Below are 16,513 nucleotides of genomic sequence, written 5' to 3'. Positions count from 1 at the left end.
AGCTCAGTTTTTCCAAAGTGGTCCATCAGCCAACACCCCAATTCTGCGAGGTCTCCCTGCCAACCCATCTGCTGGCCACTATCGACTTGACCTAGCCCTCACACGAGATATCGGATCAAGATCCCGTCGCTGAGCTGTCGCTAAGTCCACACGCTCTCTTGAGTGAGGATCTCGAAGGGAACGATCCTTTGCTCGATGGACGAACTGTCTCTTTTCTCCACGAGATGAAGCATCACGTCGATAAGCTCAAGGGGCATGCGCTCGGGCGCATGGCAGAGGGATGCCGTAATCAGGCCCTCGTTTAGCCCGCGACGAGTTTCCGGACCTATATCGCGACAAACAAGTTTGATGGTCCGACGACGTTCGTCCGGCAATTCCCGCAATGCTTTCAGAACTCCGGAAATGCCGCCGCCGTTGATGAAGAGGCCACGGAGATCCGGTTCTGCCGCAAGCAGTCCACTTACAATCTCATAGGCGTTTTCCGGTTCTTCCTGGGTGAGCTGGGTATCGCAAACCTGCAGATGAGGCGAGTGCTCGCGCATATACGAGCGGAAGCTAGCGTCGGAAATGTCCTGGCATTGGTAGCGATGGCTGCCGATGAACGGGTAGACTTTACCCGGCTCACTGACGGTCTGGTTTATGAACCAAGCGGCCGTTCTCCCGGCCTTCCAGTTATCGGTTCCCACGAAACCGGCGCGGCTGGCTGCCGAGAGGTCCGTGATAAAGGCGACGACAGGCACACTTCTGCCTCGGAGTTCGTCGATTGCCTGCGCCACGAGCGGGTGGTCCGCGGCGACGACAGCTATAGCATCGGATTCCTCACCCAGCGCAAGCAGGTTGGCGGCTACCGCTTCGGGGGTCAGATCATCCTCGAAAAGGATGTTCGCATCAATAATGGCTGATCTGCTGCGTTCGGCCGCCGCCTCGATACGTTCGGCCCATAGCTGATAGATCGGTCTGTGTGATTGCTGCAGCAGAAAACTCAACCTCCGGTGAGGAAGATTGGTCCTGGTCCTCTCCTTGAGCGCACCAAGACCGTAGAACCCGATCCTTTCAGCCGTTTCCACGATGAGGTCGACGTTCTGCGCCTTCACGCTTCCGGTTCCGTGAAGAAGTCGGTTGATCGTGGAAATGCTGAGGCCCGAAGCCTCTGAGAGGTCAACTATTGTAGGCCGCTTCATATAGCTCCCGCCAAATTGTTTCTTTTTTGAAAGATACGAAAAGATATATTCGCCTCGAAAATGGAACGTACATTCTTTTCTCGCTCGCAGCAAAAGATATAGTCCGTGTCGTCGCAATACGCCGTCGCATAAGGCGGTCAGGGAGGATGACAATGAACGGACTGAAACGGCTTCTGCTCGCCGGCATGACACTCGCCGCGCTCGCATCGAGCGCCATGGCTGCCAACATTGCCGTAGTCGGTGGCAAGACCGACGACGAATTCTGGAACCGCATCAAGAAGGGTGTCGACGACGCACGCGTCGTCGTCGAAGCCAATGGCGGTACAGTGAACTACCTGCAGCTGCAGACCTACGACAACCTGGGCCCGGATGCGGCGCAGCTCGTCCGCACCGCGATGAGCCAGGGCGTCGATGGCATCGCCGTTCCCAATTGGGTTCCGGAAGCAGAGGACGAAGCGATCAAGGCCGCGATCGATGCCGGAATCAAGGTGTTCCTGATCAATGCCGGTAGCTTGGAGAAGGCCGACGAGCTCGGTGCCTTGAACTACGTCGGTTCGGATGAACACGTGGCAGGGGTCGCCGGCGGCGAATACTTTGCCAACGAAGGCCAGAAGAACGTCATCTGCGTCAACACCGTCCCCGGTTCGACCAACCAGGAAACACGCTGCCAGGGCGTCATCGACGGAATCACCGCAAAGGGTGGCGCCGCCAAGCAGCTTCCGCTACCTGCCACCAGCTTTGGTGATCCGACGGCCGTCGCTGAAGCCATCAAGGCGACGCTCATCCAGGACGACACCATCGACGGCGTGATCACGATTTCGGCTACAGATGCCGATGCCGCCGCAACCGGCATCTCTCAGGCTGGTAAGACCGAGACCGTCAAGCTCGGCACCTTCGACCTCAACCAGTCCGGCCTCGACCGCATCCAGGCCGGTACGCAGTCGTTTGCGATCGACCAGCAGCCCTACCTGCAGTCTTTCTTGGGTGTGACGCTTCTCGCTTCCGCCATCGACTTCGGCACCGATCTGCCGACCGCGCCGATCCTGACCGGTCCCGGGATCGTGGATGATTCCAATATCGACGCCACCATTGAAGGCGTCGGCAAGGGCGCCCGCTAAATCATCATCCTCATCGGCTCGCGGGCATGTCCCGCGAGCCTAGCTGATCCTGTGCCGCGGTTGACCGCGCGCGCAATCGTGGAAACTCGTCATGAACAATCTGTCCATCGGGGGGCTGCTGAGGCGGCCCGAGGCTGGCGCCTTCCTGGGCCTCGCCGCAGTGCTCGCCTTCTTCGTAGTCTTCGGCAGCTCGAAGTTCCTGGAGCCCGCTGGCGCCGCGAGCTGGCTCAACGTCGCAGCGAACCTCGGCATCATCGCCATCCCTGTCGGACTTCTTATGATCGCGGGCGAACTCGACATTTCGGTTGGCGCCATGATCCCCGCCGGCTCTATGACTGTCGCCATCCTGACGGGCCACTACGACCTGCCGACATGGGTCGGCATTCTTGCGGCGGTCGGCGTCGGCCTCACGATCGGACTGATCAACGGTATCCTCGTCGTCAGGACAGCAGTGCCCTCGCTTATCGTGACCCTCGGCACGCTTTTCGCGGTGCAGGGTCTGGTTCTCGGCCTGTCGGTCCTCATTACAGGCACGACCAGTGTCGCCATCACCGCCGATCCCATTTCGAAGTTCCTCTTCGGCCAGTTCCTGGGCAACACCTTCCAGGTCATCATCGTATGGTGGGTGCTGCTGGCGGCAGCCTATATCTTCGTCATCCACTTCTCTCCCTACGGCAACTGGATCTTCGCACTCGGCGGCGACAAGGTCAGCGCCCGCAACGCCGGCATCCCGACGCAACGCCTGACAATCTCTCTCTTCGTGGTTTCGTCCGTCAGCGCCAGCTTCGTCGGCATGTGCCAGGCCATTCTGTTCAACTCTGCCCAGGTTTCGGCCGGCATGACCTACATCTTCAACTCCATCATCGCGGTGGTCGTAGGCGGCGTGCTCCTGACCGGCGGCTTCGGTTCCGTCGTCGGCATCTTCCTGGGGACCATCACCTTCGCGGTGGTCAACCAGGGCATCTACTTCACCGCCTTCGACCGAAATTGGTCGAGCCTGATCATTGGCGTGATGCTTCTGTTGGCCGTGCTGATGAACAACACGTTCCGCCAGATCGCCCTGACCTACTCTCCGAAGAAGAAGTGAGGGCGCCATGAGCAGACCCATCCTCAAACTCACCAACGTCAACAAATCCTTCGGGCCTATCGATGTCCTCCACGACATCTGCCTCGAAGTTCATGCCGGCAAGGTCCTATGCCTGCTGGGCGACAACGGTGCCGGCAAATCTACCCTGATCAAGACGCTGGCAGGCGTTCACAAGCCGACCTCCGGCACGATCGAGATGGACGGCCAGCCGGTCGAGTTCACCGGTCCGCGCGACGCCGCCAGCCGTGGCATCGCTACCGTCCACCAGTTCGGCGGTACGTTTCCTCTGATGACGATCGGCCGCTCGTTCTTCGTGGGCGTGGAGCCGACCATCGGCTGGGGGCCGTTCAAGATTTACGACCGTAAACGGGCCAACGCGGTTGCCGTTAAGGCCGTCCGCGACTTTGGCATCACGCGCATCGACGACGGTGACCGCTTGGTCGGCGGCCTGTCGGGCGGCGAACGCCAGTCTCTCGCCATCGCGCGTGCCGTCCATTTCGGCGCCAAGGTTCTGATCCTGGACGAGCCGACGGCGGCCTTGGGAGTCAAGCAGGCGACCCACGTCTTGCGCATCGTCAATGAAGCCAAGAAGCGCGGCCTGGCAGTTGTGTTCATCACCCATCAGGTGATGCACGCCATGGCGGTGGGAGACCAGTTCGCGGTGCTGATCCGCGGTGCCGTCGCGGCGGACTTCGCCAAGGGCGAACGCACGCGTGAAGAGATCACCGACCTGATGGCCGGCGGGGAAACCATGGCCGACCTCGAAGCCCAGATCGACGCGGCTGCCGTCTAAATCCAAGCGAGAACGAAAATGAAGATTGCAATCGACCCTTTCATGCATCGTCACCTTCCTTTGGAGGAGATCCCCGGCAAGGTACGCGAACTCGGTTACGAATGGATCGAGCTGTCCCCGCGCGGCGACTTCCTCGAATGGTTCAAGGCGCCCCGCGTGTTCCCGCAGCGCATCCGTAGCGTCAAGAAGGCCCTTAAGGACGAGGGCGTAGGCATCGCGTCGCTGTTGCCGATGTACCGCTGGGCTTCGAACGACGAGGCGGAACGCCAGGCCGCGGTGCGCCACTGGAAGAAGGCGATCCAGATCGCCGTCGAACTTGAAGTGGACACCATGAATTCCGAGTTCGGTCGCGGCCCGCATCCGGACAAGGGTTCCTGCTACTGCTGCCACACCGGATCAATGATCGAAACCTGCGAGGATGCATGGTGGCGGTCCATGGAGGAACTCGTGCCCCTCCTTGAGAAGGAAGGCATCCAACTCAATATCGAGCCCCATCCCGAAGACTGGTGCGAGACGCTCCAGCCGGCGTTGGACATCATCCGCACGGTCAACTCCAAGAGCGTGAAGTTCCTCTACTGCGCGCCGCACACGTTCTATTTCGGCGACGACACCAAGACCATGCTGCGCGAGAGTAAGGACGTCCTGGCCCACGTCCACGTAGGCGACACGTTCAACCATAAGGCGTCGTCCGGCCTTCGCTACATCCTCAACCCGCCGGGCACCCAGGCACGTGTGCACCAGCATCTCAACATCGGCCAAGGCGAGGTGCCGTGGGACGATTTCTTCGGCACCCTGGCTGAGATCGGCTTCGACGGCATCATGACGGCCTGCGTCTTCGCCTGGGAGGACAAGGCCGACCACTCCGGCAAGTTCATGCGCGCCGAGATGCAGCGCTACATCGACAAATACTGGCCCAAGACCTGAGCCGGAAAACACCGCTCCTCCCTCCTCCAAAGAGAGCGATGGCCGGCAGCCAACTCCCATGCGCTGCCGGCGCCCATTCCACGGCGCTTGACGTGCCGAAACCAGCCAACCAGCGACCGAGTCGCACACCATGCCTGAAAGGCAATTCAAATGATCAACGGCGAAAAGAAGATCGAACGCCCGCTTCGCTGGGGCATGATCGGCGGCGGCCGCACCGGCCAGGTCGGTTACAAGCACCGCACCGGCGCCCTTAGGGACAACACGAACTACCGCCTGGTTGCCGGCGCCTTCGACGTCGACGCCGCGCGCGGTCGTGACTTCGGCACCAATATCGGCGTGCCCGCAGACCGCTGCTACGCCGATTACAAGACCCTGATCGCGGAAGAGGCCAAGCGCGAGGACGGCGTCGAGGTCGTTTCGGTCGCCACGCCCAACTTCACCCATTTCGAGATCACCAGGGCATGTCTCGAGGCCGGCCTCCACGTGATCTGCGAGAAACCCCTGTTCTTCACCGTCGCCGAATGCCTCGAGATCGAGAAGCTGGCCGAGTCGAAGGGCCTGATCGTCGGCGTCACCTACGGCTTCTCCGGCCATCCGCTGCTCCACCAGATGGCGGCCATGGTCAAGAAGGGCATGCTCGGCGATATCCGCATTGTCGATATCCAATACACCCACGGCTTCAATTCCGGCGACGATACCAACGCATCGGAAGCCCAGCAGTGGCGCACCGATCCCAAGCGCTCGGGCCCGACCTTTGTGCTCGGCGATATCGGCACGCACATCTACTACATGTCGCAGGTCGTGCTGCCGCACATGCAGGTCGCCCGTCTGCTGTGCGATCGCCAATCCTTCATCAAGTCGCGCGCGCCGCTCGAGGACAATGCATACGTCCTCTCGCACTATGATAACGGTGCGGTGGGCCGCCTTTGGGTGTCGTCGGTCAACGCCGGCAACATGGGTAGTCAGCGCTTCCGTTTCGTCGGCAGCAAGGCGTCGGTGGAATGGTCGGACAGCCACCCGGACCAGTTGATCTACGAAGTCCAAGGCCAGCCCAACCAGGTCATGCACCACGGCATGCCCTACCTCGAAGACGAAAGCCTAGCCATCGATCGCATGGGCGGACTTCACACCGAAGGGCTCGGCGACAGCTGGGCCAACATCTACCTGTGGATCGCCCAGGCAATCGACTCCAAGCGCCGTGGCGACGAGGCATTCCTTTCGACCCACCACTACCCGGGCATCAAGGCCGGCACCGACGGTGTGCGCTGGCTGGAGAACTGCGTGCGTTCCGCCGACGCCGGCTCCGCCTGGGTCGATTTCCAGTAATTCCGATATTCGAGACAGATCATGAAGCTCTCTATCTGCACCGACGTGATGGGCAATCTCTCCTTCACTGACATGCTCGACAAATGCGTTACCCTGGGCGTCGAGGGTATCGAGATGACGGGTGGCGGTTGGTCCAAGGGACCTCATTTCCGCGCCGACGAACTACTGGCCGACAAGGTCCTGCTCAAGTCAAAGCTCGCCGAGATCAAGGCGCGTGGCCTCGAGATCGCCGCGCTCAATTGCTCGGCCAATCCGCTCGATCCCGGTCCGATGGGCCAGCGTCACCGTAAGGAAATGGAGGAGACCATCCGCCTTGCCGGCGAGATTGGCGTCAAGAAGATCGTCACCATGTCGGGCCTGCCGGAAGCGGCTCCCGGAGACACCGTGCCGAACTGGTTAGTCTACACCAAGTCTTGGCCTGATGAGATGCCGGAACGCGATCGCTACCAGTGGGAGGACCGCGCCTTCCCGCTGTGGCACGATCTGGTGAAGCTTTCGGACGAAGCAGGCGTCGACAAGATCGCCCTCGAAAACTTCTCGGCGATGCTCGTCTGGAACCCGTCGACCCTGTTCCGTCTCCGGAACGAAGTCGGTCCTAAGGTCGGCATGAACCTCGATCCGAGCCACCTGTTCTGGATGGGCGCCGACCCGATCGCTTCGGCCCGCGCACTGGGCGACGCCATCCATCATTGCCATGGCAAGGACACGCGTCTCGAGCGCGGCCTGGTCGATATCGATGGTCTTCTGGAACTGCGTGACGTGACCGATGTCGCAAATCGCACCTGGAACTATGTCGCCGTCGGCGCCGGTCATGACCTCCAGTGGTGGAAGGAGTTCTTCTCCGTCGTCCGCATGGTTGGCTACAATGACTGGGTGAGCCTCGAGATGGAGGATTTCACCATGTCCACGGACGCCGGCATCCAGTCATCGGTCGACGCCCTCAAGGCCACGATCAGCCGCTGACCGACCGGGACCTTGCCATGACCGACGCGATCACCATCACGACGGCACCCTGCTGCTGGGGCGTCGACGACGTCCGCAATCCGAACCTTCCCCCATGGAAGAAGGTTTTGGAGGAGGCTGACGCCGCTAGGTTCCGCGGTCTGGAATTGGGGCCATATGGCTACCTGCCGCTCGACGTCGCACAGGTCGCCCCCGTCTTGGACCGCCACAACCTTCGGGTCGTGGCGGGAACGATCTTCGACGACCTCGTCGATCCCGCCAACCGCGAGAACCTGCTGCGGCAGACGAGGGAGATATGCGCCCTGGTGACCGCCTTGCCCGAGCCGGGTTACGCACCCGGTCAGCGGTTTCGTGCACCATACCTCACGGTCATGGACTGGGGGCACGACGAGCGTGACTACGCGGCCGGTCATTCCGAGAAGGCCGAGCGGCTGAATGATGAGCGCTGGGCCGACATGGTCGGCAACATCACCGCCATTGCCGAACTGGCGCGGGACGAGTTCGGCGTGCGAGCGGTGATCCATCCGCATGCCGGCGGACATATCGAGTTCGCAGACGAGATCGAGCGAATCGTCGAGGATGTGCCGGAGAAGGTTGCGGGCCTCTGCATCGACACCGGCCATACCGCATATGCCGGCATGGATCCCGTCGCGACGCTCGAACGGTACTGGTCCAGGATCGACTACCTCCATTTCAAGGATATCGATCCCGTCGTGTTCGCCGATGTCATGGGGCGCCGCATCCGCTTCTTCGATGCCTGCGCCGAAGGGGTCATGTGCCCGATCGGCCGCGGCTCCATCGACTACAAGGCGATCTACGGTTTCCTGCGGGAACGGGGTTATGCCGGCTTCATCACCATCGAACAGGAACGAGATCCGCGCAACGCCGACGGCGTGCTCGCCGATCTGCGGTCGAGCCACCAATACCTGGCGGATATCGGGTTCGCCTACACCGAGTGAGACTTATGAAAACTCTGGACGTGATCACCATAGGCCGCTCTTCGGTCGACCTGTACGGCAGCCAAATCGGCGGCCGGCTCGAGGACATGAGTTCGTTCGACAAGTATGTCGGGGGATCGCCGACCAATATGGCGACCGGCACGGCCCGCCTCGGCCTCAAGTCGGCTGTGATCACCCGCGTAGGCGATGAGCACATGGGGCGTTTCATCCGTGAGGAATTGACGCGGGAAGGCGTCGATGTGCGTGGCGTTGTCACCGATAAGGAACGCCTGACCGCGCTCGTTCTTCTAGGTATCCGAGACGAGCACAGCTTTCCGTTGATCTTCTATCGCGAGAATTGCGCCGACATGGCGCTGTCGGAGGCGGACATCAACGAGGGTTTCATCTCCGAGGCCCGGTCGGTTGTCGCGACGGGAACGCATCTTAGCCACCCAAAGACCGAGTCGGCCGTGCTCAAGGCTTTGGGGCTCGCAAAGGCCGGCAGCGCCAAGACCGCGCTAGATATCGACTATCGCCCGAACCTTTGGGGTGTGGCTGGCCATGGCGATGGCGAGAGCCGTTTCGTTGAGAGCGGGAAGGTCACTGCCAAGCTGCAGACGCATCTCCATCTCTTCGATTTGATCGTGGGGACCGAGGAAGAATTCCACATCGCCGGCGGGTCGACCGATACCATCGCGGCGCTGCGGGCAGTTCGGAAGTGTTCGCCCGCAACACTCGTCTGCAAGCGGGGGGCCGCCGGGGCCGTGGCCTTCACCGGCGACATTCCGGATGACCTCGACGCGGGTGAGGCCGGTCCGGGTTTTCCGGTGGAAGTGTTCAACGTCCTCGGAGCAGGCGACGGCTTTATGTCTGGCTTGATAAAGGGCTGGCTGGAAGAACTGCCATGGCGCGATGCGTTGAAGCTGGCCAATGCCTGCGGCGCATTTGCCGTCAGCCGACACGGCTGCACACCAGCCTATCCTTCACTGGCCGAACTCCAATTCTTCCTGGAGCGTGGCGTCGTTGAACCGGCCCTGCGCAAGGATGCCGCGCTGGAACAGCTGCATTGGTCCACGAACCGCCATGTCCAATGGCCGGACATGCATGTGTTCGCTTTCGACCATCGCATGCAACTCGAAGCCATGGACGGTGCCACACCCGACAAGATCGGTGCCTTCAAGCTGCTATGCCTTGAGGCTGCCGTTCGTGTGCAGTCGGGCCGCCATGGCTACGGCATTCTGTGCGATGACCGATTAGGTCGGGATGCCCTTCATGCCGCTGCCGACAGCGGACTTTGGATCGGCCGCCCGACCGAATGGCCGGCATCGCGTCCGCTCACACTCGAGCCGGAATTGGGCGCCGACTTCGGTGGCCTTGCGGAATGGCCGCTCAACCAGGTGGTCAAGGTTCTGTGCTTCTGCCATCCCGCCGACACCGCCGAGATGCGCGCCGAACAGGAAGCGACGGTCATCCGCCTGTTTGCCGCAGCCCGTCGCAACCGCCTGGAGTTCCTGCTGGAGATCATCCCGTCGAAGGTCGGCGCTGTCGACGACGAGACAACCGCTACCCTTATTCGTCGGTTTTACGAGATCGGGGTCTATCCCGACTGGTGGAAACTTGAGCCCTTGGCGAGCGAGCGTGCATGGTCGCTGGCCTGCGAAGCGATCACCGACAATGATGCCAACACGCGCGGGATCGTTGTGCTGGGACTGGACGCTCCGGAGGACATCCTTGCTGCAAGCTTCGCGGTCGCCGCCCGTCACGAACTGGTCAAGGGCTTCGCAGTGGGCCGGACGATATTCGGCGACGCGGCACGCGCTTGGCTCGCCGGCAAAATGTCTGACCGAGCTGCAGTCGATCAGATGGCCGAGCGGTTCACACGCCTCTGCTCGATTTGGGACGGCGCCCGTGCTGGTGCCCAGAACGACGACCATATCAATCATCGCCTTTTGGAGGCCTGAATGACCAACACCATCTGTCTCACTGCGGCTCAGGCCATGATGCGTTGGCTGTCCGTGCAGATGACTGCCGACGGTGAGCGCTTCATCGAAGGTGTGTGGGCAATCTTCGGGCACGGCAACGTCGCCGGCATCGGCGAGGCGCTGCATGGCATCGGCAAGAAGCTTCCCACGTTCCGCGGTCAGAACGAGCAGACCATGGCGCACGCGGCGATCGCCTTCGCCAAGACCAACCGCCGTCGCCGGGCGATGGCGGTGACCTCGTCGATCGGACCCGGCGCGACCAACCTGATCACTGCCGCAGCCCTTGCCCATGTCAATCGATTGCCCGTCCTGCTGATACCCGGTGACGTCTTTGCCAATCGGCGCCCCGACCCGGTCCTGCAGCAGATCGAGGATTTCGAGGACGGTACCTTGAGCGCCAATGACTGCTTTCGTGCGGTCAGCAAGTACTTCGACCGCATCACGCGCCCCGAGCAGCTGCTCACGGCATTGCCCCGGGCCTTTGCGGCAATGACCGACCCGGCCAATTGCGGTCCGGCCACCTTGGCCTTCTGCCAGGACGTCCAGTCCGAAGCGTTTGACTTTCCCGTCGAGTTCTTCGAAGCACGCACCTGGGTGATCCGCCGTCCGCAGGCCGATCCCCACGAGCTGGCCGAAGCTGCGAATGCGCTGCTCGACGCCCAGCGTCCGCTGATCGTGTCGGGTGGCGGGGTGCTTTATTCCCTCGCGGAAAACGAGCTCCTGGCCTTCGCCAAAAAGCACAACATCCCCGTGACCGAGACCCAGGCCGGCAAGGGCGCCGTCGACTGGAAGGAGCCGCTGAACTTCGGCTCGACCGGCGTCACCGGTTCCAACTGCGCGAACGCACTGGCCGCCGATGCCGACCTCATCCTGGGCATCGGCACCCGCTTCCAGGACTTTACCACGGGTAGTTGGACGGCATTCCGCAATCCTGAACGGAAGCTGGTCTCGATCAACTTGGCCGGCTACGATGCGGTCAAGCACGGCGCCCTTCCGGTCGTCGGCGACGCCAAGGCGACAATAGTCCAGCTTTCTGCCCTGCTGGGCGACCGGAAGTTCAACGACCCGGATTTCTCTCTGCGCCAGAAATGGTTCGCGGATTCCGGCGAGGTGACAAAGGCCCCGGCTGCGGGAGCCGTGAACCACCTACCGTCCGACGCGGAAGTCATCGGCGCGATGCAGCGTCAGGCGGGTGACGACACGGTCGTGATGTGCGCCGCGGGCACCATGCCCGGCGCCTTGCAGATTCTGTGGCGTTCGGCCGTCACCGGCTACCACATGGAATACGGCTACTCCTGCATGGGATACGAAGTCGCCGGCGCCATGGGCATCAAGATGGCGGCCCCCCATAAGGAAGTTGTCTGCTTCGTCGGTGACGGCAGCTATATGATGGCCAATTCCGAACTGGCCACGGCGGCGATGATGCGGATCCCCTACACGATCATCCTCACGGACAATCGCGGGTACGGCTGCATCAACCGGCTTCAACAGGAGGCCGGCGGCGCCGAGTTCAACAACATGTACAAGGATTCCAACGTCGCAGTTCAGCCCGAGATCGACTTCGTGATGCATGCGCGTGCTTTGGGCGCCTTCTCCGTGAAGGCAGCCGATGTCGCCCAACTGGAGACGGAGATCGTTTCCGCGCGCGCCCGCAACGTGCCGACTGTCATCGTGATCGACACCGAAGCGCTGACCGGTCCCGGTATCGGCGGATCTTGGTGGGACGTAGTAGTGCCCGAGGTCGGCGACGGAGAGCGTCTGGCAAAGGCTCGCGAGACTTACGAACGCAATGCCCTTCTGCAGCGTATCAATTGAGTATCCAATGAGCCATCTGCAGAAGAAGCCCTTCGGGGAGCACGGCAAGGTCCATGACGTGGTCTGCGTTCCGCGCGGCCATCACCCCTGCGGCGCGGTTAATGGCTACGAGCTGTACTATCTCAACGTCATGGCAGGTACGCGTCGCGCATGGCGCTTCCAACCCGATCCGGATCACGTCTGGATCGGGGAGCGCGACCGATGACGCATTCGTTGGGGCATGGCTTGGGGACTGAGGTTTTTCTGCGAGACAAAAGATGCCCCTGATCCGCATCGAAGTCGTGGACATATGGTCCGAAGACGAGCTCGACCTCCTCATGCAGGCATTGCACGAGGCCATGGTCTCGGCCTTCGAGGTGCCCGATCGGGATCGCTATCAGGTGCTGACGAGCCATCGGCCCGGTCGTCTGATCATGCAGGACACGGGGTTGGGCTTCGAGCGCAGCGATCGGCGTGTTTTGGTCCAGGTCACCACACGACCCCGCTCCAACGAGAGCAAGCGCATGTTCTACGCGCTGGCAGCCAGCCACCTCGTCGAGCGCCTGAACATGCACTCGGAGGATGTGATGATAGCCTTCGTGGAGAATACCGACATCGACTAGAGTTTCGCGCATGGACATCCCCAATTCCTGACTGGCGAACTCGGCGCGGATTCTCCCGACCCGATCCGCGAACAGTAGATGCGCCAATGACCGACTGGACCCCGATCCAATTTGCTATCAATCAGAAAACCGCTCGGAATTTGCCCTTCGAGGCTTTTCTAGACCTCGCCGCCGAGTTGGGTTGCGTGGGGGTCGAACCCCGGAACGACCTGGGGCGGCCCTTATTCGACGGTCTGTCTCCCTGGGCCGCCGGCGAGCTCGCCAGATCGAAGGGCCTGCGGTTCGTCGGATTGAGCGAGATCTATCCATTCGACGATTGGTCGGAAGGGCGCCTGGGTGAGGTCGCCCGCTTGCTTGATATAGCCGAGGAAGCCAGGGCCGAGACGGTCAGCCTGATTCCGCGGGTTGACGGTCGTGGTCCCAAAGGCACCGGGAAGGTCGAACATCACCGTCGGGTTCTTGAGGCGATTGCCTCTCGCCGGCCACAGGGCGTCACCGTTCTTGTTGAGCCCATTGGCTTCGACGCCTGCTCGATCCGCCGACAGTCCGAGGTGGTGGCGGCGATTGAAAGGATGCAGGATCCCTCCGGTTTCGGCATTCTGCACGACACCTTTCAGCATGCCTTGGCAGCCGATACCGACTTCATCGTGCCGCACACAGGCCTCGTCCATATCTCCGGTGTCGCCGCGAATATAAAAGATCTGACCGAGGCCCACGACGCCATGCGCTTGCTGGTGGACAATGCCGACGGCACTAGGGTGATAGAGCAGATCCGTGAACTCCGGCGCCATGGCTATGCGGGTGCATTCTCCTTCGAGGCTACGCTACCGGCTGTATGCGATGCGCCGGATCCACTGGCCTTGCTGCGGGGATCGATGATGTATCTCAGGCTCACATGCGAGGCGGCCTTCTGAGCGATTGGGGCTCGGGCAATGCTGCCCTAGGGGCTCGCTTGAAGATCAGGACCTGGCCTATGCCTAGGGTTACCAGATTAACGGCAGCTCATTTATGGCGACCATTCTACTTCGTGGCCACAACCGTGGTTCGCGTAATGTTTCTTGAGGAACCGCCGCCCGCGTGATTGGCGATATCGTGGGCGGCGTTCTGAGCCGCAGTCTACTTGTTCAGGCTATCTTTCAGAGCTTTGGCGGGCGTGAAGGTCAGCTTATTAGCTGCTGCAATCTTGATCGTAGCGCCGGTGGATGGGTTGCGGCCCTCACGTGCTGCCGTCGTCTTGACCTTGTTCGCCATCGACCCCTCCGGAGATAGTGTATCACGGATGGGTATATCTGACTTGCGCCCAAAAACTGCCGGTGCTGGTCGTCTCCTCGGGGAGTTGATCCAGGCGATGTCGGCTTTCGGAAATCGCTCGTTGATCTTGAATGACCGTGATGGGGCGCTAGCTCGACGCCTCCAAATAGGTGAAAACTTGGCCTTTGCCCGTTGTGCCGAAGAGACGACAAGAAGATGGTTGTCACTCAATCACAGAGTAGGGCACGTATGTCTGTTCTAGATATTCCTCTCAGAAAGGCGCTGCAGTTGTTCTATGCGCCCAATTCATTGCGGCGATCTATTTTGAAAGAGGACGTCCGACTTGATCGTAAAAAGGAAGCGGGTGGCACAAGAAGTCGAGGCGGCGACTTCTACCTACCCTTTTGGTCAGATGTTAAGGCGCACATCGCTGGCCGGAGCGACCTCACACAGCTGACCCAGGACCGCGTCCTGTCAAACAGGAATTTCAAACGACTTTATCCGCTACTGACCGACGGAATTCTCGAACTGCTTAGTGCAAAGCTCCGTTGGTCAAATGAGCCTGTCGAGATCGTTCCTAGAAGCATGCATGGTAACCTGCGTATCGAAAGCTTGTCCGCCACAGTTCGGGTAAGGGACGCACTCCATGCGCGCGTCCGAGGAGAATATACACGCGTCGTGTACCCGTACTTCAGTGAGGAGCCGGCGCTCCCGGAAGAAGGAGGGAGGCTTGGGCTCTGGGTAATGCAACAAGTTTTAACTGAAGCAGATCCTGCCGACATGCGTGTCATAGATGCCCTGCGTCGTACATTTTTCTCTCCACAGACGACGCCCCTGCAGGGCAACGAGGAGGCGATCTTTCATGAAAAGTACAAGACGCTTATTGCCGAGTGGGAGCGATTGAAACTGGAATGAGCGGAGTGCGCGAATGTCGTACAGGCTACTTGGCCTTTCACATGTCATAGACAGCGCCCTGTTAGGAGAAGTTATTCCCCGTGCCTAAGTCCGGTAGCCACAAATCGCAGCACTATATCCCACGGAGCTACCTTTCCGCCTGGTGCGATCCTCACACGCCTACTGGAATGCAGCCCTTCGTGTGGATCTTTGATCCAAGTGGCGGCGTCGGCCGGAAGCGAGCTCCCCAAAACCTGTTCACCGAGACCGACATCTACACCGTCTTCGGGCCGGGCGGTTCTCGGGATCTGACGATAGAGTACGAACTGTCGCAACTTGAGCAGGGGCTCAAGAAACTCGTCACAGATTTCTTGGCCAGCCACCGTCAGTTGCCTAGGCTTCGGCAATCGCAGCTGATCGCCTTCATCACGGCCATGCACGGGCGCACGCCTCAAGCGAGAGAGCTCCAGCGGACACTTTGGCAACAAACCTTGGAAGCGACCGAGAAAAAGGCCGTTGCCCAAGGCAACCCCGCGAACTCTGACGCACAACTACACAGCCTTCGTAAAGCGGTAGCGTCCCCCATGCAGTTTTTGTTGCCGGGAGCCATGATGGATGGGCTGCCCATGCTCAGCGAAATGACGATGACCATTATGTGCTCCGAGGAGCCTGGCTTCATTACGTCAGACAGCCCCGTAACTTGGTTCGACCCAACAGTGCCTAGGCAGAGGTTCCTGACACAAAAGATTTCGCTGGCGGATCCGGGCATCGAGGTGGTGATGCCGCTTTCGCCGCGGCACACGATCATCTTGCATCACCCAAAACCCCCCCTCGAAAAGCCCATCCGTTACGTTGGGGCCAGTCCGGCGACCGTCGCTGCACTAAATAGGCGCACTGCCCACTACGCCAACGAAGTCATCGTGTCATGGAAAGACGGGTTTGATCCAGAATGGCGAATAGGGGGCCGGGTCGGCTTGGATTGATCTGACCAAAATGTGAGCCGTTGCCGGCGCATGTCCGCTCTCGGGAAGGGATCGAGGGGCGCGGAACGGCCGAAATGGGGCGCGTTGCTGATCGACGGCTCACGACCCCGTTTCGGCCGTTGAGAGTAAGCTAGGAAAAGCCAAAAGCAGTCATGGCTCAAGGTCTCGCCGGACGAATGTTTTCCTTTTGTTTGAGATGGTGCCGTATTCCGTGCCCTACTAACGGCTCGTCTGCGAAACGGCCAACGATGTGCAAATGAACATGGGGCACCGTCTGTCCCGCAACGTCACCTACATTCCATCCGACGTTGTAACCTTGAGCACCTTCCTCATCAAAAAGAAGCTTGGCCCGAAGCAGAAGTTCGAATGCATCGTTCCACTCTTCTGGATCTAATTCAAAAGGGGTGGCGATGTGTCGGTAGGGGATGATCATACCCCCGCACGAAAGCACCGGGTCAGGAGTGCGAAGCAAGTAGCAACTACGGTTCGCCAACAGAGCTGGATCTTTGCCGGTTCGGTTATCTTGGCAGAATGGGCAGTTTGGGGGCATAATTTCCATTCCGCGTGAAACATCGCTCCGAGTGCACCATGTGCCGCCCAAGTCTGCAATACTGGTCAAGTTGCCAAAACCGGACAGTCAGCTCCTCACCCAAAAC

The 16,513-nt window shown here is 60.6% G+C and carries 15 protein-coding genes and 2 pseudogenes; 14 read left to right on the top strand and 3 right to left on the bottom strand.

What is annotated here, in order from left to right:
- Positions 1-140 precede the first annotated feature (140 nt).
- On the bottom strand, positions 141-1,181 hold the full coding sequence (locus BM045_RS09765) for a substrate-binding domain-containing protein (protein WP_092182628.1): 1,041 nt from the start codon (positions 1,179-1,181) through the stop codon (positions 141-143).
- Between the two features lie 152 nt (positions 1,182-1,333).
- Here BM045_RS09765 and BM045_RS09760 point away from each other — a divergent pair, with 152 nt between their 5' ends.
- The 12 genes and pseudogenes from BM045_RS09760 (at position 1,334) to BM045_RS09705 (ending at position 13,643) form a co-directional block, all read left to right on the top strand.
- Positions 1,334-2,299 (top strand): substrate-binding domain-containing protein, encoded by a 966-nt coding sequence (locus BM045_RS09760; RefSeq protein WP_092182626.1) that lies wholly within the window; start codon positions 1,334-1,336, stop codon positions 2,297-2,299.
- Between the two features lie 91 nt (positions 2,300-2,390).
- Positions 2,391-3,386 (top strand): ABC transporter permease, encoded by a 996-nt coding sequence (locus BM045_RS09755; RefSeq protein ID WP_092182624.1) that lies wholly within the window; start codon positions 2,391-2,393, stop codon positions 3,384-3,386.
- Between the two features lie 7 nt (positions 3,387-3,393).
- Positions 3,394-4,179: an ATP-binding cassette domain-containing protein gene (locus BM045_RS09750; RefSeq protein WP_092182622.1), complete on the top strand. Its 786-nt coding sequence runs from the start codon at positions 3,394-3,396 to the stop codon at positions 4,177-4,179.
- Positions 4,180-4,197: 18 nt separating this feature from the next.
- The gene (locus tag BM045_RS09745; RefSeq protein WP_092182620.1) at positions 4,198-5,103 is read left to right on the top strand and encodes a sugar phosphate isomerase/epimerase family protein; all 906 of its coding nucleotides are present in this window, start codon (positions 4,198-4,200) and stop codon (positions 5,101-5,103) included.
- A 150-nt stretch (positions 5,104-5,253) separates the two neighbouring features.
- On the top strand, positions 5,254-6,429 hold the full coding sequence (locus BM045_RS09740; protein WP_092182618.1) for a Gfo/Idh/MocA family protein: 1,176 nt from the start codon (positions 5,254-5,256) through the stop codon (positions 6,427-6,429).
- A gap of 21 nt (positions 6,430-6,450) precedes the next feature.
- Positions 6,451-7,392 (top strand): sugar phosphate isomerase/epimerase family protein, encoded by a 942-nt coding sequence (locus BM045_RS09735; protein ID WP_092182616.1) that lies wholly within the window; start codon positions 6,451-6,453, stop codon positions 7,390-7,392.
- Between the two features lie 17 nt (positions 7,393-7,409).
- Positions 7,410-8,351 carry a TIM barrel protein gene (locus BM045_RS09730; protein WP_092182615.1) on the top strand — a complete coding sequence of 314 codons (942 nt, stop codon included), beginning with the start codon at positions 7,410-7,412 and terminating at the stop codon, positions 8,349-8,351.
- 5 nt (positions 8,352-8,356) lie between these two features.
- The gene (gene iolC / locus BM045_RS09725) at positions 8,357-10,291 is read left to right on the top strand and encodes a bifunctional 5-dehydro-2-deoxygluconokinase/5-dehydro-2-deoxyphosphogluconate aldolase (protein WP_092182613.1); all 1,935 of its coding nucleotides are present in this window, start codon (positions 8,357-8,359) and stop codon (positions 10,289-10,291) included.
- Positions 10,292-12,127, top strand: coding sequence for a 3D-(3,5/4)-trihydroxycyclohexane-1,2-dione acylhydrolase (decyclizing) (iolD, locus tag BM045_RS09720; RefSeq protein WP_092182611.1), 1,836 nt, complete (start codon positions 10,292-10,294; stop codon positions 12,125-12,127).
- A gap of 52 nt (positions 12,128-12,179) precedes the next feature.
- A pseudogene (locus tag BM045_RS09715) lies at positions 12,180-12,332 on the top strand (5-deoxy-glucuronate isomerase); the annotation flags it as partial.
- A 52-nt stretch (positions 12,333-12,384) separates the two neighbouring features.
- Positions 12,385-12,729 carry a tautomerase family protein gene (locus tag BM045_RS09710; RefSeq protein WP_092182607.1) on the top strand — a complete coding sequence of 115 codons (345 nt, stop codon included), beginning with the start codon at positions 12,385-12,387 and terminating at the stop codon, positions 12,727-12,729.
- A gap of 86 nt (positions 12,730-12,815) precedes the next feature.
- The gene (locus tag BM045_RS09705) at positions 12,816-13,643 is read left to right on the top strand and encodes a TIM barrel protein (RefSeq protein ID WP_210184998.1); all 828 of its coding nucleotides are present in this window, start codon (positions 12,816-12,818) and stop codon (positions 13,641-13,643) included.
- Positions 13,644-13,845: 202 nt separating this feature from the next.
- Here BM045_RS09705 and BM045_RS09700 read toward each other — a convergent pair.
- Positions 13,846-13,971: pseudogene (locus tag BM045_RS09700) on the bottom strand (HU family DNA-binding protein); the annotation flags it as partial.
- A 258-nt stretch (positions 13,972-14,229) separates the two neighbouring features.
- Here BM045_RS09700 and BM045_RS09695 point away from each other — a divergent pair.
- Together BM045_RS09695 and BM045_RS09690 are read left to right on the top strand one after the other, a co-directional pair.
- Positions 14,230-14,895, top strand: a complete 666-nt coding sequence (locus BM045_RS09695; RefSeq protein ID WP_139198763.1) for a hypothetical protein — start codon at positions 14,230-14,232, stop codon at positions 14,893-14,895.
- A gap of 80 nt (positions 14,896-14,975) precedes the next feature.
- Positions 14,976-15,857 (top strand): DUF4238 domain-containing protein, encoded by an 882-nt coding sequence (locus tag BM045_RS09690; RefSeq protein ID WP_092182601.1) that lies wholly within the window; start codon positions 14,976-14,978, stop codon positions 15,855-15,857.
- A gap of 157 nt (positions 15,858-16,014) precedes the next feature.
- Here BM045_RS09690 and BM045_RS09685 read toward each other — a convergent pair whose 3' ends face one another.
- Entirely contained in the window at positions 16,015-16,407 is a 393-nt protein-coding gene (locus BM045_RS09685; protein ID WP_092183201.1) for an HIT family protein, read from the bottom strand.
- Positions 16,408-16,513: the final 106 nt, after the last annotated feature.

The sequence above is a fragment of the Devosia sp. YR412 genome (genome assembly GCF_900110945.1).
Classification (GTDB): Bacteria; Pseudomonadota; Alphaproteobacteria; order Rhizobiales; family Devosiaceae; genus Devosia.
This window is presented reverse-complemented; position numbering and strand designations above follow the sequence as displayed.